The organism is Methylobacterium sp. J-048 (assembly GCF_022829515.1).
Classification (GTDB): Bacteria; Pseudomonadota; Alphaproteobacteria; order Rhizobiales; family Beijerinckiaceae; genus Methylobacterium.
Genome location: NZ_JAKSYL010000050.1, coordinates 23503 through 40084 on the forward strand (window position 1 = coordinate 23503; position 16582 = coordinate 40084).

A 16582-nucleotide genomic window follows, 5' to 3' on the forward strand; every position below is an offset into this window, starting at 1 on the left:
GGCCAGGGGGCCTCAGGGACCGAAGACCGGCCCGCCGTATCCGGTCTCCTTCGGCGACACGTAAGTCGGGTCGTGCGCGAAGGGCAGGGGGCGCCCGTCCCGCAGGGCGTCCAGGATGTCGGCGAAGCCGGTCCGGCAGCGGAAGCCGAGCGCTGTCTCGGCGCGGCGCGAATCGTAGACCCGGCCGATGCTGGCGGGCAGCGTCCAGCCGCGTCGGGCATAGAGGTCGGCGGCATCGGGGAAGTGGCGCGCGATGACCGCCGCCGCGTCCCGCTTCAGATCCCGGGCCTCGGCACGGTCGAAGGGCGGCGGCGCGGACAGGATGAACAGGCCGAAGCCGATCTCGGGCGCCCGCATCAGCGCCGCGACGTGCCCCTCCGCCGCGTCCTCGACGGTCAGGCGCCGGTTCAGGAACTCGTTGGCCTTGAGGTTCTCGCCGGACGGCACCCGGTGCGTGTCGTCCTCCTCAGGAAAAAACCGGGCGGTGCGCAGGACCACGCAGGCCAGCCCGCGCTCGGCGGCGGCGAGCCGGCACAGGCCCTCGGCGGCGAGCTTGGTCACCCCGTAGATGTTGCGTGGCGCCAGAGGGCCGCTGGTCTCGTCCAGCCAGATCGCCGCGTCGCCGGCCTCGTCGCGGATCGCCTGGCTGATCATCAGCGAGGTCGTGGAGGTGAACACGAACCGGTCGTTGCCGGCCGCGACCGCGGCCTCGAGGAGATTCAGCGTCCCCGTGACGTTGCAGTCGATGAAGGCCTGCGCCGGGTAGCGCGCGATGTCGGGCTTGTGCAGGGCGCCGGCATGGATCACCGCCTCGATGCCCCGGTCGAACGCCCGGCTGACGATGCCGTGATCAGCCACCGAGCCGACCAGGTCGGTCTCGGGCCCGGGGGCCAGGTCGAGGCCGGTCACGCGATGGCCGAGGGCCCGCAGGCGGGGAGCGAGGAACCGGCCGAGCCAGCCGGAGGTGCCGGTGAGCAGGACGTGCATGGCCCGACCCTTGGGGACCGGCATTCCCGCTTCGGGGATCGCCGAGACGTGAGGATGGACCCGACGCGGCCTCCGCCGTCAGCGATCGTCCGGGATCGGATCGGAGCGAGGAAATCCGATCCTGAACCGGTGATCAAGGTCGTCCGCCCGGACGACGCGCACAAAAAAAGCGCCGCTTCGTGTGAAGCGGCGCCCGAAACCATCCGGTGGATGGACGTCTCAGTTGAACGTGTCGATCTCAGCCGACTCGTAGCTCGTGACTTCCATGCCGACGCAGATCTCGGAAACGACGGGAGCGGACCAGGCCATGTTTTCCTCCAAAAGATAAATATTGGGACGATGACGACTTAGATCCCCGGCTCGATGCACGAGCCGGGGTGGGGTCGACTTAGTTGAAGGTGTCGATCTCGGCCGACTCGTAGCTGGTGACTTCCATGCCGACGCAGATCTCGGACACGATCGGGGCAGACCAAGCCATGGCGTTTCTCCTCGTTGTTGCTGAGGACCATATAGGCAATATCTTGGGCGCAATACAAGCGAGCACAACACTTATATTTCTCATAGGGACGCAGTCGGGCCCGCGCGCTGCGTCCCGGCCACGGCGCGCCGCGGTCGCGAGACAGCCCAGGATAGGTGCAGGTTTCGGCTTGACGGATTTTTCCCGCAGGGGCACGAGGCAGCCGCGCGGGTCGCCATCCGGGGGACGCCGCGCTCCCTTTCAGCATCGACCAGCGAAGCGACGTGCCAGACCGATCGTGCCTGCCGTGCCCGGCGACGCGCCGTCATCCCGCCTGAGCCGCTGAGAGGCCCGGCCGCGGGGTGCGCGGCGTGGTTCACCGGTCGCGGCCCTGAGAGCCAGCAAGACCGGCGGCGCGCCGTCTCGTAACCCGAGAGGCGAGGCCATGAACGAGATCGCCCCCATCGACGCGCGCGTCGACCCGTCCGTGCTGGCCGCGCGCCTGTCGGACGAGCGCGCCCCCGACATCGTCGAGGCCCTGAACGAGGAGGCCCCCGAGGTCGCTGCGGCGATCATCCTCGGCCTGCCGATGGAGCGGGCGGTCGAGGTGCTCGATCAGCCGGAACTCGACTGCGCCGCCGACATCATCGAGATGCTGCCACGGGACCGGGTGGCCGGCTACCTGTCCGGCATGTCGGCCGACCGGGTCACCGACGTGTTCCGCGAGATCGAGGAGCCCGGCCGCTCCGACCTGCGCGCCCGCCTCGATGCCGAGACCCGCGGCGCCGTCGACCGGCTCTCGGCCTACGGCGAGGAGACGGTCGGCTCGCTGATGACCACCGAGTTCGTCACCGTGCCGGGCACCTGGACGGTGGGACAGACCCTGGAGCACATCCGCCACGTCGAGAAGACCCGCGAGACCATCTACGCGATCTTCGTGCTCGATCCGCGGACCCGGGCGCTCACCAAGGCCGTGCCCCTGCGCCGGCTGATCTCGGGCGACCCGAACGACAACGTCCTCAGCGTCGCCCCGGGGCGGCGGCCGCTGGCGGTCTCGCCCACGGCGAGCCGCGAGGAGGCCGCCCGGCTGATCTCGAAATACGACCTGCTGGCGCTGCCGGTGGTCGACGCTGTCGGCCACGTCATCGGCATCGTGACGGTGGACGACATGATCGACGCCATGGTCGAGAAGCAGACCCAGGACGTGCAGCGCTTCGGCGGCATGGAGGCGCTGCCTGAGCCCTACATGGATATCGGCTTCTTCACGATGATCCGGAAGCGCGCCGGCTGGCTGTGCGCACTGTTCCTCTCGGAGATGCTCACCGCCTCGGCCATGCAGGGCTTCGAGGGCGAGTTGGAGAAGGCGATCGTCCTGACCCTGTTCATCCCGCTGATCATGAGCTCGGGCGGCAATTCGGGATCGCAGGCGACCTCGCTGCTGATCCGGGCGCTCGCCCTGCACCAGATCCGGCTCGGGGATTGGTGGCGGGTGGCGCTGCGCGAATTGCCGACCGGCCTCGTGCTGGGCAGCATCCTCGGCGTGATCGCGGTGATCCGGATCGTGGCCTGGCAGAAGCTCGGCCTCTACGATTACGGCGAGCACTGGCCGCTGGTGGCCGCCACGGTGGGCGCGGCGCTCGTCGGCATCGTGATGTTCGGCTCCCTGACCGGCTCGATGCTGCCGTTCATCCTCCAGCGCATCGGCTTCGACCCCGCCACCGCCTCGGCCCCGTTCGTGGCGACCCTGGTCGATGTCACCGGGCTGGTGATTTATTTCTCGGTGGCCTTGCTGATCCTGCGGGGGACGCTGCTGTAGAGGGGCGGCTCAGGACGAGCCTTTTCCGGAACCGCACCCTCACCGCCGCTTCGGCTGCGCCTCCGCTTCTCGCACGGATGACGAGGTCCGTGCGGGCCCCTCCCCGCAAGCGGGGCGAGGGGAACCCGCGCCTCATTCTGAGATGTGCGAAGGCCATAGCCTCTGCGGCGACGGGACGATGCCGCCCCATCCAAAAACTTCACCCCACCGCCTCGACCAACCGCTTGCGCTGCACCTTGCCGTTGGCGGTCCGGGGCAGGGCGTCGAGAAAGCGGATCTCCCGCGGGCGCTTGTAGGCGGCGAGGCGGCTCTCGCACCAAGTGAGCAGGTCCGCCGCGTCGGGCTCGGCGCCGGGCTGGAGCACCACGAAGCCGCAGATGACCGAGACGTCGGCCCGCACCGGCAGTTCGGCGACCCCGACCTCCGCCACGGACGGGTGGGCGGAGAGCACGACCTCGACCTCGTTCGGAGAGACCCGGTAGCCCATCGCCTTCATCAGGTCGTTGTTGCGGCCCTCGAACCAGACGTAGCCGTCGGCATCGAGCCGGGCGAGGTCGCCACCGACGAACCAGTCGCCGCGCATCACCTCGGCTTCTTCGTCGGGGCGGTTCCAGTAGCCGAGCATCAGCGCCGGCTCGGAGCGGTGGACGGCGAGCAGCCCAGTCTCGCCGGCGGGCAGTGGCTCGGGCGGCCCCTCGACCGGCAGGATCGCCACACGCCGCCCGGGCTGGGGGCGGCCCGGGGAGCCTGGGCGGACCGGGATGGTCGGGCCGCTGGAGATGTAGGTGGAGATCTCGCTCATGCCGAGTGCCTCATAGAGCGGCTTGCCCGTGGCCCGGGTCCAGGCCTCGAGCAGCTCCACCGACAGGGGCTCGCCCGCGGTGCAGCCGTGGCGCAGGCTCGACAGGTCGTGGCTTTCGAGGGCGCCGTATTTGAGGATCTGGCGATAGAGGGTCGGGACCGCGGCGAACAGGGTGGCACCGTATTCGGCGATCAGGCGCGGCCAGACCGTCGGGTCGCGGGGACCGTTGTAGAGCACCGCGGTGGCGCCCACCGACCAGGGGTCGCTCAGGCCGACGCCCAGCGTGTAGGTCCAGTTCATGGTGCCGGCATGCAGCATCACGTCGGATTCGCTGAGCCCGATCCAGTGTTCCACCATCGGCCAGCGGCCGTAAGCGGCCCGGTGGGCGTGCAGCACGCCCTTGGGCCGGCTGGTGGTGCCGGAGGTGTAGATCAGCATCGCCGGGTCGTCGGCGGCGGTGTCGGCGTAGTCGGGGAGTGGCGGGCCGGCCTTCAGGGCGGCGACAGCGGCGGCATCGAGCAGGAGCCGGTCGCCGAGGGCCTCGGGCGGGACCGTGCAGCCGCCGCCGACCACGATGGCCGCCGCGCCGGAATTCTCCATCAGGAACGCCGCCTCGCCCTCGGTCAGCTGCGGCGACGACGGCAGGGCCACGAGGCCCGCCGCCAGGGCGCCGAAATAGACCAGGACGTAATCGGCCTCGTTGCCCATCCGGATCATCACCCGGTCGCCGGGCTTGAGGCCGAGCCCGAGCAGGCCCGCCGCGATGCTGCGCACCGCCCGGTCGGCCTCGGCGAAGCTGAGCCGGCTCGCGGTGCCGTCGCCGACCAGCACCAGGGCGGCCTTGTCGGGGCGCAATCGCGCGTTCTCGGCCAGGCAGTATCGGGCTGCGTTGAAGCGGGCCGGCGGATGGCGATGTTCGGGCTGCGTGGCGTCGGGCAAAGGGCATCCCCCCGGATCAGGGTTTTGCCCGGGTGTCCCGCATCGGCACGCCGCCCGTCAACCGTGGGTGGGAACGAGCGCCGATGCGGCCAACAATATCAGGTCCGGCGCTGGGCCTGGCCCTCCTGCTCCTCGAAACCCTTGAGCACCTTGTCGAGGGTCATTGGGTACTCCCGGATCCGGATGCCGGTGGCGTTGTGGATCGCGTTGGCGAGAGACGCCCCTGCGCCACAGATGCCGAGCTCGCCGAGGCCCTTGCTTTTCAACGGGTTCGACTTGTCGTCGAGTTCGGGCAGGAACACCGCCTCTATCACCGGAATGTCGGCATGAACCGGCACATGGTACTCGGCCATGTCGTGATTGACGAAGAAGCTGTAGCGCGAATCGACCACCGCATCCTCCATCAGCGCGGCGCCGACGCCGAAGGTCATGCCGCCGATCGCCTGGCTCCGCGCCGTCTTCGCGTTGAGGATCCGGCCGCCGGTGAAGACGCCCAGCATTCTCCGAAGCCTGATCTCGCCGGTGTCGGCGTCGACGCCGACCTCGGCGAAATGGGCGCCGTAAGAGTACTGCGAGAACTTCTGCTTCATCTCGCCGGGCTTGATCTCGCCGGAGGCTTCCAGGCCCGTCCCGGCCAAGTCCTTGAGCGATTCCGTGCGGTTGCCCGACGTCACCGCGCCATCCCGGAAGGTCGCGCCCTCCGGGTTGAGGTCACCGGCCTTCAGCAGCGCCTGCCGAAGGTTGTCGCAGGCCACGTAGAGTGCCGAGCCCGACGACCCGGCGCCGAACGAACCGCCGGAGCCCGCCGCAAACGGGAAGTCGGTGTCGCCCATCTCGACCCGCACCCGCTCGGGCGGCAGGCCCAGCATCTCGCCGGCGATCTGGGTGAGGATCGTGTAGGTGCCGGTGCCGGGATCGGTCATGGCCATACGGACCACTAGGACCCCGTCCGGCCCGAGCCGCACCTTGGCGGAGGACGGCATCAGCGGGTTGAGCCGGGCGGCGGCCGACATGCCCATGCCGACGAGCCAGTTGCCCTCGCGCCGGCTGCCGGCAGCCTGGCGCTTGTCCCAGCCGAACAGGCGGGCGCCTTCGCGCATGCAGGGCACCAGCTGGCGGGTGGAGAACGGCACCTTCTTCTCGGGATCCTCGGCGGGCTCATTGCGCACCCGCAGCTCGATCGGATCGATTTTCAGGTGCTCGGCCAGTTCGTCCATGGCGCACTCAAAAGCGAGCTGGCCCACGGCCTCGCCCGGCGCGCGCATCGACGACGCGATCGGCATGTTCAGGTTGACGAGCCGGTGGCGCGTGACCCGATTCTGCGCCGCGTAGAGCGAGCGGGTGACGTTGGCCGAGGTCTCGAAGAAGCCGTCTCCCTCGGCGGTGTCCGACCAGGATTCGTGGCTGATCGCCGCGAGTTTCCCGTCCTTGTCGGCCCCGAGCCGGATTCGCTGGATCGTGTCAGTGCGGTGGGTCGCGACGTGGAATTCCTGCTGGCGGGTTAGCGCGACCTTCACGGGCCGGCCGATCACCTTGGAGGCGAGGATTGCCAGGGTCGCCTCGGGCTGGACCTGCAGCTTCGCCCCGAAGCCGCCGCCGATATAGGGGCTGACGATCCGCACCTTCTCGGGCGCAAGCTTGAGCACGGAGCCCAACGCCTTCTGGCCGCGATTCGGCATCTGGTTGGCGGTGTACAGGACCACTCCGTCGCCCTCCCAGGAGGCGATCGTGGCGTGCGGCTCCATCTGGGCGTGGATCTGCGGCGGCGTCGTGTACTCGACCTCTAGCTTCACCGGAGCCGCCGAGAAGGCCGCGTCGAAGTCGCCGAGCTTGGAATCCGGAGGCGAATTGATCGGCTTCGGTTCGTAAGCCGCGTCCATGTTGTCCTTGAGAAGGGCCTCGGGCTTGGCTGCGTCGTAGCGGACCTTGACTAGCATCGCGGCGGCCCGGGCCTGCTCGAAGGTCTCGGCGACCACGAAGGCCACCGGCTGCCCGTAGAACTTGACCTCCTGGCCCTGAAGCTGCGGCCAGACCTGCTCCTTCTTCTCGCCCTGCTCGGGCACGTTCTCGTGGGTGAGCACAAGGATCGTCCCCGGCGCCCGGCGGGCGGCCTCGGCGTCGATCGCCTGGATCGTGCCGGCCGCGATGGAGGCCGGCACGATGAACCCGTAGGCCGGGTTCTTCAAAGCCTTGGTCTCGTAGGCGTAGGGGGCGTGCCCGGTGACCTTGAGCGGTCCATCGACCCGGTCCAGCGGCTTGCCGACGAGACCGTCGGGACGGTCGTCGAGGGGCGTCCGGCCGATCGGCTGGTTCATCTCCATGGGATTGGTCCTTGCTGGATCTTACGCGCGGGTCGCCTGCGCCATGACGGCGCGCAGGGTCCGCCGCGTCAGCAGGATCTTGAAGTCGTTGGCGCCGTAGCCGCGGGCGCCCTTGAGCACCACGTCTGCGGCGGCATCGGCCGAGCCGGTCCGCATCAGCGCTTCCTCGGCCTCGGCCACGCGCCAGGGCTTGTGCGCCAGGCCGCCGAAGGCGAGCCGTGCCGTGGTCGGCTTGCCGCCCTCGGCGCCGGCGATCACCGCGGCCACCGACACCGTCGCGAAGGCGTAGGACGCCCGATCGCGGACCTTGCGGTAGATGTGCTGGCCGGCCACCGGCTTCGGCAGCGTCACCGCGGTAATGATCTCGCCCTTGCGCAGGTCGGTCTCGATCTGCGGCGTGTCGCCGGGCAGCCGGTGGAAGTCGGCGATCGGGATGCTGCGCGCCTGCCCGGCCGGATCCATGGTCTCGACGGTGGCGTCGAGCGCCCGCATCGCGACGTTCATGTCGGACGGGTTGGTGGCGATGCAGGCCTCGCTCGTCCCGAGCACCGCCATGATCCGGTTGAACCCGCCGATCGCCGAGCAGCCCGAGCCGGGCTCGCGCTTGTTGCAGGGCATCGCGGTGTCATAGAAATAGTAGCAGCGCGTCCGCTGGAGCAGGTTGCCGGCGGTGGTCGCCTTGTTGCGCAGCTGGCCCGAGGCGCCGGCGAGCAGCGCCTTCGCCAAAACCGCGTAATCCTTGCGCACCCGCGGGTCGGCGGCGAGATCGGAATTGCGCACCAGCGCGCCAATGCGCAGGCCGCCGTCCTGCGTGGCCTCGACCTTGTCGAGGGGCAGCCGGTTGACGTCGATCAGCGTCGCCGGGGTCTCGATTTGGAGCTTCATCAGGTCGAGCAGGTTGGTGCCGCCGGCGATGAACTTCGCGTTCGACCGCTCGGCCGCGAGCTTGGCTGCATCCTGCACCGTGGCCGGACGCTCGTAGGTGAAAGCCTTCATGTCCGCCCCCTCAGATGTTGCTGGCGGCGGTATCGCGGATCGCCGCGACAATGTTCGGGTAGGCGCTGCAGCGACAGATGTTGCCGCTCATCCGCTCGCGGATCTCGGCGTCGCTGAGGCTCGGGGTCGATGCGATGTCCTCGGTGACGTGGCTCGGCCATCCGGCCTTGGCCTCGCTCAGCATGCCCACCGACGAGCAGATCTGGCCGGGCGTGCAGTAGCCGCACTGGAAGCCGTCATGCGCGATGAAGGCTGCCTGCATCGGGTGGAGCTGGTCCCCGGAGGCCAGCCCCTCGATCGTCGTGATGGCGTCGCCCTCGTGCATCGCCGCCAGCGTCAGGCAGGAATTGATGCGCCTGCCATCGACCAGCACCGTGCAGGCGCCGCACTGCCCATGATCGCAGCCCTTCTTGGTACCGGTGAGCGCAAGATTCTCGCGCAGGGCGTCGAGCAGGGTCGTGCGGGTATCGATAACGAGGTCGCGCGGCTGGCCGTTGATCGTGAGACGCACCGGCATGGTCTGCGGAGCGGGATCGCCGGGCGCCGCGGCTGCGGGGGCCGGCCGGAAGCCGAGGGTGCCCAACGCACCCGCCGCAGCACAGCCTTCGACCACGGCGCGGCGCGTCAGGGCGAACGGCTTGGCGTAAGGCTTGATCGGAGTCTCGTCTGTCATGCTGCTATCCCGCCCATGCGCGACGCTCACGGCGCGGCGCAGCCTGGAATTCAATGTCCCAACTCCACCATCTGCCGATTAGATCCGGTCCAGACTGCGCCCGTTCATCGCGGCTGCACCCCGGCTCCGCGCCAGCCGACCCTGGTCGATCGGCCGGCCCGATCCAGGTGAAGCGGTCGGAACACGCCCTCCGGAGTTCTCAGTATGGCCGTCCCCGTCCCGACCCTGCCCCTCAATGACGGGCGCCGCATTCCGCAGATCGGGTTCGGCTGCTGGCAGCTCTCGGATGCGCAGGCGCCGGACCTCGTGGGCCACGCGCTCAAGGCCGGTTACCGCCTGATCGACACCGCCGCCGCCTATGGCAACGAGGCGGGCGTCGGACGCGGCATCCGAGACGCGCAGGTGCCGCGCGAGGACGTGTTCCTCACCACCAAGCTCTGGAACGACCGGCAGGGTCGCGACGCAACGCGGCAGGCCTTCGACGAGAGTCTGAAGCGCCTCGGCCAGGATTACGTGGACCTCTACCTGATCCATTGGCCGTGCCCGCAGCGGCACCTGTTCGTGGAGAGCTGGCGGACGATGATCGAGCTCCGCAACGAGGGCCGCGCGAAGTCGATCGGCGTCTCGAATTTTACGCCGGAGCACATCGCCACGCTGATCGGCGAGACAGGCGTCACCCCCGCCGTGAACCAGATCGAGCTGCACCCGCATTTCCAGCGGACGGGGCCGCGAGCCGACGATGCCCGTCACGGCATCGTGACCGAATCCTGGAGCCCGCTGGGTCAGGGCAAGGAGCTGAACGATCCGGTGATCGTCGCCATTGCCCAGGCGCACGGAAAGAGCCCGGCCCAGGTGGTGCTGCACTGGCAGGTGCAGATCGGCTGCGTAGCGATCCCCAAAACCGCCCGGCCGGAGCGCATCGTCGAGAATGTTTCCGTTTTCGACTTTACGCTCAACGACGCCGAGATCGCGCAGATCGCCGCCCTGGATCGACCGGACGGGCGGATCGGGCCGGATCCCGCGACCTTCTGCTGAGCGGACGGCCTTCGGCGGCGCAGCATAACACCGCGTCGCAAAAGATTTATGCTCAAGGCTAGCATATCTAGACAGACAGGTCCGGCGCCCATAAGTTAGACGGCACAATGCTCAAACTGAGCATAATGGAGGACGCCATGACGGCGACCGTATCACCCGTCTCTCGCACGTCGGTTCCGGGCTTGCCGCTGCCGGATCTCTACGCCCGTGTCAGCCGCCACGTTCCCGCGATCGAGTGGCCGGCGCTCGCCCCCGACATCGAGGCGATCCTGCGGCTGAAGCGCGAGCGCAACGCCGTGATCCTGGCGCACAACTACCAGGCGCCGGAGATTTTCCACACGGTGGCCGACATCGTCGGCGACAGCCTGGCGCTGGCGCGCGAGGCGGTGACCGTCGACGCCGACGTGATCGTGCTGGCCGGCGTCCACTTCATGGCCGAGACCGCCAAGCTCCTGAACCCGGGGAAGACCGTGCTGATCCCCGATATGGGTGCGGGCTGCTCGCTGGCCGATTCGATCACGGCGGCCGACGTGCGCGGCCTGCGGGCGAAGTATCCGGGCGTGCCGATCGTGACCTACGTGAACACGTCGGCCGCCGTGAAGGCCGAGTCGGACCTGTGCTGCACGAGCGGCAACGCCGTCGCGGTGGTGAAGTCGCTGAACGCCCCGAGGGTCCTGATGATCCCGGACGAGTTCCTGGCGCAGAACGTCCAGGCCGAGATCCCCGAGATCGAGATCTTGACCTGGGCGGGCCATTGCGAGGTGCACGAGCGCTTCACGCCGGGCGACATCCGCGACGTGCGCGACAGCTACCCCGGCGTCACCGTGATCGCGCACCCGGAATGCCCGCCGGACGTGGTCGCCGAATCGGACTTCTCCGGCTCGACCGCGATGATGATGGATTTCGTGCTCCAGAAGCGCCCGAGCCAGGTCGTGCTGGTGACCGAGTGCTCCATGGCCGACAACATCGCGGCGGCGAACCCGGACATCGAGTTCATCAAGCCCTGCAACATGTGCCCGCACATGAAGCGAATGAGCCTGAAGAACATCCGCCGCGCCCTGGAGACGATGACCCACGAGGTCACGGTCGATCCGGCGCTCGCCGACCGCGCCCGGGCGGCGGTCGAACGCATGCTGCTGGTGCGCTAGCCATGAACGCCGTCTCTCCCAACATGGCCGACCGCGTCGTCGTGGTCGGCGGTGGCGTCGCCGGCCTCAGCGTCGCGCTGCGGCTCGCGCCCCGCCCGGTGACGCTGATCACCGCCTCGGCCCTCGGGCTCGGCACCGCCACCGGCTGGGCCCAGGGCGGCATCGCCGCCTCCGTGGGCGCCGACGACGCGGCGTCGCTCCACGCCGCCGACACCGAGGCCGCCGGCGCCGGGCTGACCGAGCCCGACGTGGCGCTTCGGGTCGCTCAGGCGGGTCCGGGGCTGATCGACTGGCTAGTGCGGATCGGCGTCCCGTTCGACCGCGCCGAGGACGGCGCCCTGGCGCTCGGCCTGGAGGCGGCCCACGGTCGCCGCCGCATCGTCCGCTCCGGCGGCGACGCCACCGGCGCCCGGGTCCTCGAAGGGCTGGTGCGGGCAGTCCTGTCCGCGCCCTCGGTGGAAGTCGTCGAGGCCCGCGCCTGCGACCTGCTGCGGGACACAAACGGCGCGGTGGCCGGCATCGTCGCCGAGCGCGACGGCGCCCGTTTCCGCATTCCGGCCCGAGCGGTGGTTCTGGCCACTGGCGGCGTCGGCGCCCTCTATGCGGCAACCACCAACCCACCCGGCGCCATCGGCGGCGGCCTGGCGCTCGCCGCCCGGGCCGGGGCCGTGATGCGCGACATGGAGTTCGTGCAGTTCCACCCGACCGCCATCGCGGCCGGCGCCGACCCGATGCCGCTGGCCACCGAAGCGCTCCGCGGGGAGGGCGCCCGGCTGATCGACGAGACCGGCGCGGCGGTCATGGCAGGGATTACCGGAGGCGACCTCGCGCCCCGCGACGTGGTCGCCCGGGGCATCTTCCAGGCGCTCCAGCGCGGCCGCATCGTCTATCTCGACACCCGCGGCGCCCTCGGGGCCGCGATGCCGAAGCGCTTCCCCACGGTGGCGGGCCTGTGCGCCGCCGCCGGCATCGACCCGGCCGTGCAGCCGATCCCGGTCCGCCCGGCGGCGCACTACCACATGGGCGGCGTGAAGGTGGACGCCCACGGCGCCACCTCGGTGCCGGGCCTCTATGCCTGCGGCGAGGTCTCCTCCACCGGCCTGCACGGCGCCAACCGGCTCGCCAGCAATTCCCTGCTGGAGGGGCTGGCCTATGCCGGCTTCATCGCCGACGCCCTCGACGCGCCGCTCCCGGGCGCGATCGTCCCCGAGACGGCGGCGCCCCGGTCGGTCGCGGAGTTGCCGTCGATCCGCCGGCTGATGGAGGCCAAGGTCGGCGTCGTGCGCGACGCCGCCGGCCTCGCCGAGGCGGTTTCGGTCCTCGAGCCCCGCGCGGAACACTGCGACGCCGCCCTGGTGGCGCTGATGATCGCCCGGGGGGCGCTGTCCCGCCAGGAGAGCCGTGGTGCCCATTGGCGCAGCGATTGTCCGCATATGGCCCCGGCGGCGCACACCGAGACGACGCTCGCCGCGCTGAAGGCCGAGCGCCGCGAGATCATCACTGCAGGGACGGAGCTGACGCCATGACGCCATCGGTCCTGTCGGACGATATCCTGCCCCTGCCGCGGCTCTTGGTCGAGCCGATCGTGCGCGCCGCCCTGGTCGAGGATCTCGGCCGGGCCGGCGACATCACCACCGATGCCATCGTGCCCCCGGGTGAGCGGATGCGCGGCGTGATCGCCTCCCGGCAGGCCGGGGTGATCTCCGGCACCGATGCGGCCGCGATCGCCTTCGCGCTCATCGACCCGGCCGTGACTGTGACGGTCGAGCGCGGCGACGGCGCCCGCGTGGTGCCCGGCGACGTGGTCCTGCACCTCGAAGGGCCGGCGCGGGCGATCCTCACCGCCGAGCGCGTCGCCCTGAACCTACTCTGCCGGATGTCGGGCGTCGCCACGGCGACGAACGGCCTGGTCGAGGCGGCGCGCCCGCACGGCAAGGCCTCGATCGTCTGCACCCGCAAGACGACTCCGGGCCTGCGCGCCCTAGAGAAGCACGCGGTCCGGGCCGGCGGCGGCTCGAACCACCGCTTCGGCCTCGACGACGCGGTGCTGATCAAGGACAACCACGTGGCGGTCGCCGGCGGAATCGTGCCGGCGATCGAGCGCGCCCGCGCCCGGGCCGGCCACTTGGTCAAGATCGAGTGCGAGGTCGACAGCCTGGAGCAACTGGAGGAAGCCCTCTCGATCGGGGTCGACGCCGTCCTCCTCGACAATATGGGCCCCGACCTGCTGACCCGCGCCGTGGCGATGATCGACGGCCGCGCCCTCTCGGAAGCCTCCGGCCGGATCACCCGCGAGACCGTGGGCGCGGTGGCGGCCTCGGGCGTCGACCTGATCTCCTGCGGCTGGATTACCCACTCGGCGGCGATCATCGACCTGGGGCTGGACGCGGCCTGATCCACAAGATTCCCTCTCCGCGCGCGGAGAGGGAACGACAGTCTTCATTCCATTGTCATCACGTTCGGGTGACAAGTCTTCGCCGTGCTCGCGGCGAAGAGGGTTTAAGTCTTCCGCATCGCATCCGGCTTGCTAAGGTCGCGCACGACAGCGACGCCATCGACTGGATACGCCCGTGCGCCAAGCCTTCAGTCCCGCGGCTGCCCCGCCGGTCGCTCTGCCCGCCGCGCCGGTGGCGCGAAAACCCGGCGCCGTCCGGCACGGGCCTGGGCCGGCGCTGATGCTGGGGGCGCTCGGCGTCGTCTACGGCGATATCGGCACCAGCCCGCTCTACGCCTTCAAGGAAGCCGTGAAGGCGGCCGCCTCCGGGGGCGCCGCAGTGCCGGCGGCGGCGCTCGGGGCGGTGTCGCTGATCCTGTGGTCGCTGATCCTGATCGTGTCGCTGAAATACGCGGTGCTGATCCTGCGCGCCGACAACCGGGGGGAGGGCGGCATCGTCGCCATGCTGGCGCTGCTCGGCGCCCGGCAGGCGCAGCCGGGGACCTGGAAGGCCGTGCTGCTGGTGGTCGGCCTGGTCGGCGCGGCCCTGCTCTACGGTGACGGCGCGATCACCCCGGCGATCTCGGTGCTCTCGGCCATCGAGGGGCTGAAGGTCGACGCGCCGGTGCTGACGCCGTTCGTGGTGCCGCTCACCCTGGCGATCCTGGTCGCGCTGTTTGCCATTCAGCACAAGGGCGTGGCGGTGATCGGCCGGGTGTTTGGCCCGGTGATGCTGGTCTGGTTCCTGGTCCTCGTCCTGCTGGCGATCCCGAGCATCCTGCGCGCGCCCGAAATCCTGGGGGCGGCCAATCCGTGGCGGGCGGTGGAGTTTCTGGCCCATGCCGGCTGGCACGTGAGCTTCATGATGCTGGGCGCGGCCTTCCTGGCGGTGACCGGCGGCGAGGCGATGTATGCCGATCTCGGCCATTTCGGCGCCCCGGCCATCCGCGCGGCCTGGTTCGGCCTCGTGCTGCCGGCGCTGCTGATCCATTATTGCGGTCAGGGTGCCCTGCTGATCGCCGATCCGAGCGCGATCGAGAACCCGTTCTACCTGCTGGCCCCCGAATGGGCGCATTATCCGCTGGTGGCGCTCGCCACGATGGCCACCGTCATCGCCTCGCAGGCGGTGATCTCGGGGGTGTATTCCCTGACCCAGCAATCGATCCAGCTCGGCTTCATGCCGTTGATGCGTGTGGTCCATACCGATCAGGACGAGCGCGGCCAGATCTACGTGCCGGCGGTGAATTGGCTGCTCGCCGCGGGGACCCTCACCGCCGTGGTGGTGTTCGGCTCGTCCGACGCGCTGGCCGGCGCCTACGGGATCGCGGTCTCGGCGCTGATGGGCATCACCACCCTGCTCGCCGCGCTGATCGCGCTCCGCTGGGGCTACAACCCGATCCTGGTCGTAGCGGTCAACGGTTTCTTCCTCGCCATCGACGCCCTGTTCTTCGCGGCCAACAGCGTGAAGTTGTTCGAGGGCGGCTGGTTTCCCCTGGTGCTCGCCGCCGCGGTCGCGTTCCTGATGCTGACCTGGATGAAGGGCAACCACGTCCTCGAAGCGGTGCGCGAGACCATGCGCCAGCCCGAGGCGACCTTCCTGGCCCGCCTGGCGTCGCATCCGCCCGTAACCCTGCCCGGCACCGCAGCCTTCCTCACCGCCGCCACCGAGGGCATCCCGATGGCCTTGGGCCGGCTGGTGGAGCGCAGCCGCTGCCTGCACGAGCGCATCCTGCTGATCACCGTGCTCTACGAGGAAGCGCCGGTGATCCCCGCCGCGGAGCGCGCGCAGGTCACCCTGGTCGCCCAGGGCATCCGCAAGGCGATCTCGAAATACACCCCCGGGATGGAGCGCGTTGTCCTGCGCTACGGCTTCATGCAGACCGCCTCGATTCCCGAGGGCCTGCAATGCGCGGTGAAGAGCGGCCTGCTGCCGCCGGAATACCTGGAGGACCTGACCTTCTTCGTCGGCCACGAGGTGGTCATCCCGTCGAAGAAGCCCGGCATGGCCCTGTGGCGCCAGGGCCTGTTCGCCTTCATGAAGCGCAACGCCGAGCGCACCGGCGCCCATTTCTGCCTGCCGACCCGGCAGATCGTGGAAGTGGGGACCGAGATCGAGATCTAGCCGCGAAGCGCGGCCTCACGTTGATTAAGTGCATGACATGCACTATTTTCAACTGATTGGTTGAGCTTCGGGCCCAACGTGCCGACCTTCCACCGCTTCGATGGCTTCCGGATCGAGGTGCGGTCGCGGGATCATAGCCCGCCGCACTTCCACATGATCGGTCCTGACTTTCACGCCGTCGTCGACATCCGCACGCTGCAGGTGATCGAGGGGACGTACAGCCGCAAGGCCTTGGCCTTGGTGGTGGAGTGGGCGTCGGTTCGCGCCGAGGCGCTGATGGTCGAATGGAGGCGACTGAATGAGCGCGGATGACATCGTCACCGTTGGGCGGGCGTTGCCGAAGCTGTCCAGCGTCGCACCGGCGGGCGGTGCCTTTGATGTGGCGGTCACCTGGGCCGCCGGCGACCGGATCGGCCGGACGGACAGGGTCGATCTCGCGCCGGTGATCTTTACCTACAAAGTGTTCCGGCCGTTGCGGGATGGAGCGATCCCGTTCGGAGCCGTACGACTCGGCCCCTGGGGTGGCTCGATCGTGTGGGACGGCGATGAAGACCTCGATATCGGGGCCGAGACGATCGAGGATCTCGCCGCGGCTTCGATGACCAACGCGGAGTTCGCGGATTTTCTCCGGCGCAACCGCCTGACCCTCGACGCGGCGGCGGCCCAACTCGGCATCGCCCGCCGCCGGGTGGCCTACTTCGCCAAGGATCGCGAGATCCCACGCTACATCGCCCTCGCATGCCGTCAGCTGGACCGCATGCTCGGGCCGCCGATGCCCGGTGACGTCGCCGGACACGCCTCAGTCAGTGCCGCCTGAGGGCGAGCACGCTTCCGCTCCGCAGCCTCATTGAA

General features: G+C 69.6%; 15 protein-coding genes. 8 read left to right on the forward strand and 7 right to left on the reverse strand.

Going from position 1 to position 16582, the window contains the following annotated elements:
- Nucleotides 1-12: 12 nt before the first annotated feature.
- From MKL09_RS02220 to pqqA (MKL09_RS02230), 3 genes are all read right to left on the reverse strand, one after another.
- On the reverse strand, nucleotides 13-1011 hold the full coding sequence (locus tag MKL09_RS02220; RefSeq protein ID WP_313901163.1) for an NAD(P)-dependent oxidoreductase: 999 nt from the start codon (nucleotides 1009-1011) through the stop codon (nucleotides 13-15).
- Between the two features lie 195 nt (nucleotides 1012-1206).
- Nucleotides 1207-1296 carry a pyrroloquinoline quinone precursor peptide PqqA gene (gene pqqA, locus MKL09_RS02225; protein ID WP_007559225.1) on the reverse strand — a complete coding sequence of 30 codons (90 nt, stop codon included), beginning with the start codon at nucleotides 1294-1296 and terminating at the stop codon, nucleotides 1207-1209.
- A gap of 79 nt (nucleotides 1297-1375) precedes the next feature.
- A complete protein-coding gene (gene pqqA, locus MKL09_RS02230) occupies nucleotides 1376-1465 on the reverse strand; it encodes a pyrroloquinoline quinone precursor peptide PqqA (protein WP_007559223.1) in 90 nt (29 codons plus the stop codon).
- 424 nt (nucleotides 1466-1889) lie between these two features.
- Between pqqA (MKL09_RS02230) and mgtE the strand changes: the two genes are divergently transcribed.
- Nucleotides 1890-3260: a magnesium transporter gene (gene mgtE, locus MKL09_RS02235; RefSeq protein WP_244017546.1), complete on the forward strand. Its 1371-nt coding sequence runs from the start codon at nucleotides 1890-1892 to the stop codon at nucleotides 3258-3260.
- A 199-nt stretch (nucleotides 3261-3459) separates the two neighbouring features.
- Here mgtE and MKL09_RS02240 read toward each other — a convergent pair whose 3' ends face one another.
- From MKL09_RS02240 to paoA, 4 genes are all read right to left on the reverse strand, one after another.
- On the reverse strand, nucleotides 3460-5001 hold the full coding sequence (locus MKL09_RS02240) for a class I adenylate-forming enzyme family protein (RefSeq protein ID WP_244017548.1): 1542 nt from the start codon (nucleotides 4999-5001) through the stop codon (nucleotides 3460-3462).
- 98 nt (nucleotides 5002-5099) lie between these two features.
- Nucleotides 5100-7322, reverse strand: a complete 2223-nt coding sequence (locus MKL09_RS02245) for a xanthine dehydrogenase family protein molybdopterin-binding subunit (protein WP_244017550.1) — start codon at nucleotides 7320-7322, stop codon at nucleotides 5100-5102.
- Nucleotides 7323-7343: 21 nt separating this feature from the next.
- Nucleotides 7344-8318 (reverse strand): FAD binding domain-containing protein, encoded by a 975-nt coding sequence (locus MKL09_RS02250; protein ID WP_244017552.1) that lies wholly within the window; start codon nucleotides 8316-8318, stop codon nucleotides 7344-7346.
- A 10-nt stretch (nucleotides 8319-8328) separates the two neighbouring features.
- Entirely contained in the window at nucleotides 8329-8991 is a 663-nt protein-coding gene (paoA, locus tag MKL09_RS02255; protein ID WP_244017554.1) for an aldehyde dehydrogenase iron-sulfur subunit PaoA, read from the reverse strand.
- Nucleotides 8992-9195: 204 nt separating this feature from the next.
- Between paoA and MKL09_RS02260 the strand changes: the two genes are divergently transcribed.
- The 7 genes from MKL09_RS02260 (at nucleotide 9196) to MKL09_RS02290 (ending at nucleotide 16547) form a co-directional block, all read left to right on the forward strand.
- Nucleotides 9196-10026, forward strand: coding sequence for an aldo/keto reductase (locus tag MKL09_RS02260; RefSeq protein WP_244017556.1), 831 nt, complete (start codon nucleotides 9196-9198; stop codon nucleotides 10024-10026).
- Nucleotides 10027-10163: 137 nt separating this feature from the next.
- Nucleotides 10164-11174, forward strand: a complete 1011-nt coding sequence (gene nadA / locus MKL09_RS02265) for a quinolinate synthase NadA (RefSeq protein WP_244017558.1) — start codon at nucleotides 10164-10166, stop codon at nucleotides 11172-11174.
- Between the two features lie 2 nt (nucleotides 11175-11176).
- Nucleotides 11177-12700, forward strand: coding sequence for an L-aspartate oxidase (locus MKL09_RS02270; protein WP_244017560.1), 1524 nt, complete (start codon nucleotides 11177-11179; stop codon nucleotides 12698-12700).
- On the forward strand, nucleotides 12697-13569 hold the full coding sequence (nadC, locus tag MKL09_RS02275; RefSeq protein ID WP_244017562.1) for a carboxylating nicotinate-nucleotide diphosphorylase: 873 nt from the start codon (nucleotides 12697-12699) through the stop codon (nucleotides 13567-13569). Before MKL09_RS02270 ends, nadC begins: the two co-directional genes overlap by 4 nt.
- A gap of 280 nt (nucleotides 13570-13849) precedes the next feature.
- Nucleotides 13850-15730 (forward strand): potassium transporter Kup, encoded by a 1881-nt coding sequence (locus MKL09_RS02280; protein ID WP_244017604.1) that lies wholly within the window; start codon nucleotides 13850-13852, stop codon nucleotides 15728-15730.
- A 78-nt stretch (nucleotides 15731-15808) separates the two neighbouring features.
- Nucleotides 15809-16042, forward strand: coding sequence for a DUF4160 domain-containing protein (locus MKL09_RS02285; RefSeq protein ID WP_244017564.1), 234 nt, complete (start codon nucleotides 15809-15811; stop codon nucleotides 16040-16042).
- The gene (locus MKL09_RS02290; RefSeq protein WP_244017566.1) at nucleotides 16029-16547 is read left to right on the forward strand and encodes a DUF2442 domain-containing protein; all 519 of its coding nucleotides are present in this window, start codon (nucleotides 16029-16031) and stop codon (nucleotides 16545-16547) included. The genes MKL09_RS02285 and MKL09_RS02290 overlap by 14 nt, the downstream gene beginning before the upstream one ends.
- The last annotated feature ends 35 nt before the right edge of the window (nucleotides 16548-16582 follow it).

Excerpts from the sequence above, each read along its gene's own strand:
- MKL09_RS02220 (WP_313901163.1), bottom strand. The coding sequence starts at position 1,011 with ATGCCGGTCCCCAAGGGTCGGGCCATGCACGTCCTGCTCACCGGCACC.
- pqqA (WP_007559225.1), bottom strand. The coding sequence starts at position 1,296 with ATGGCCTGGTCCGCTCCCGTCGTTTCCGAGATCTGCGTCGGCATGGAA.
- pqqA (WP_007559223.1), bottom strand. The coding sequence starts at position 1,465 with ATGGCTTGGTCTGCCCCGATCGTGTCCGAGATCTGCGTCGGCATGGAA.
- mgtE (WP_244017546.1), top strand. The coding sequence starts at position 1,890 with ATGAACGAGATCGCCCCCATCGACGCGCGCGTCGACCCGTCCGTGCTG.
- MKL09_RS02245 (WP_244017550.1), bottom strand. The coding sequence starts at position 7,322 with ATGGAGATGAACCAGCCGATCGGCCGGACGCCCCTCGACGACCGTCCC.
- MKL09_RS02250 (WP_244017552.1), bottom strand. The coding sequence starts at position 8,318 with ATGAAGGCTTTCACCTACGAGCGTCCGGCCACGGTGCAGGATGCAGCC.
- paoA (WP_244017554.1), bottom strand. The coding sequence starts at position 8,991 with ATGACAGACGAGACTCCGATCAAGCCTTACGCCAAGCCGTTCGCCCTG.
- MKL09_RS02260 (WP_244017556.1), top strand. The coding sequence starts at position 9,196 with ATGGCCGTCCCCGTCCCGACCCTGCCCCTCAATGACGGGCGCCGCATT.
- nadA (WP_244017558.1), top strand. The coding sequence starts at position 10,164 with ATGACGGCGACCGTATCACCCGTCTCTCGCACGTCGGTTCCGGGCTTG.
- MKL09_RS02270 (WP_244017560.1), top strand. The coding sequence starts at position 11,177 with ATGAACGCCGTCTCTCCCAACATGGCCGACCGCGTCGTCGTGGTCGGC.
- nadC (WP_244017562.1), top strand. The coding sequence starts at position 12,697 with ATGACGCCATCGGTCCTGTCGGACGATATCCTGCCCCTGCCGCGGCTC.
- MKL09_RS02280 (WP_244017604.1), top strand. The coding sequence starts at position 13,850 with ATGCTGGGGGCGCTCGGCGTCGTCTACGGCGATATCGGCACCAGCCCG.
- MKL09_RS02290 (WP_244017566.1), top strand. The coding sequence starts at position 16,029 with ATGAGCGCGGATGACATCGTCACCGTTGGGCGGGCGTTGCCGAAGCTG.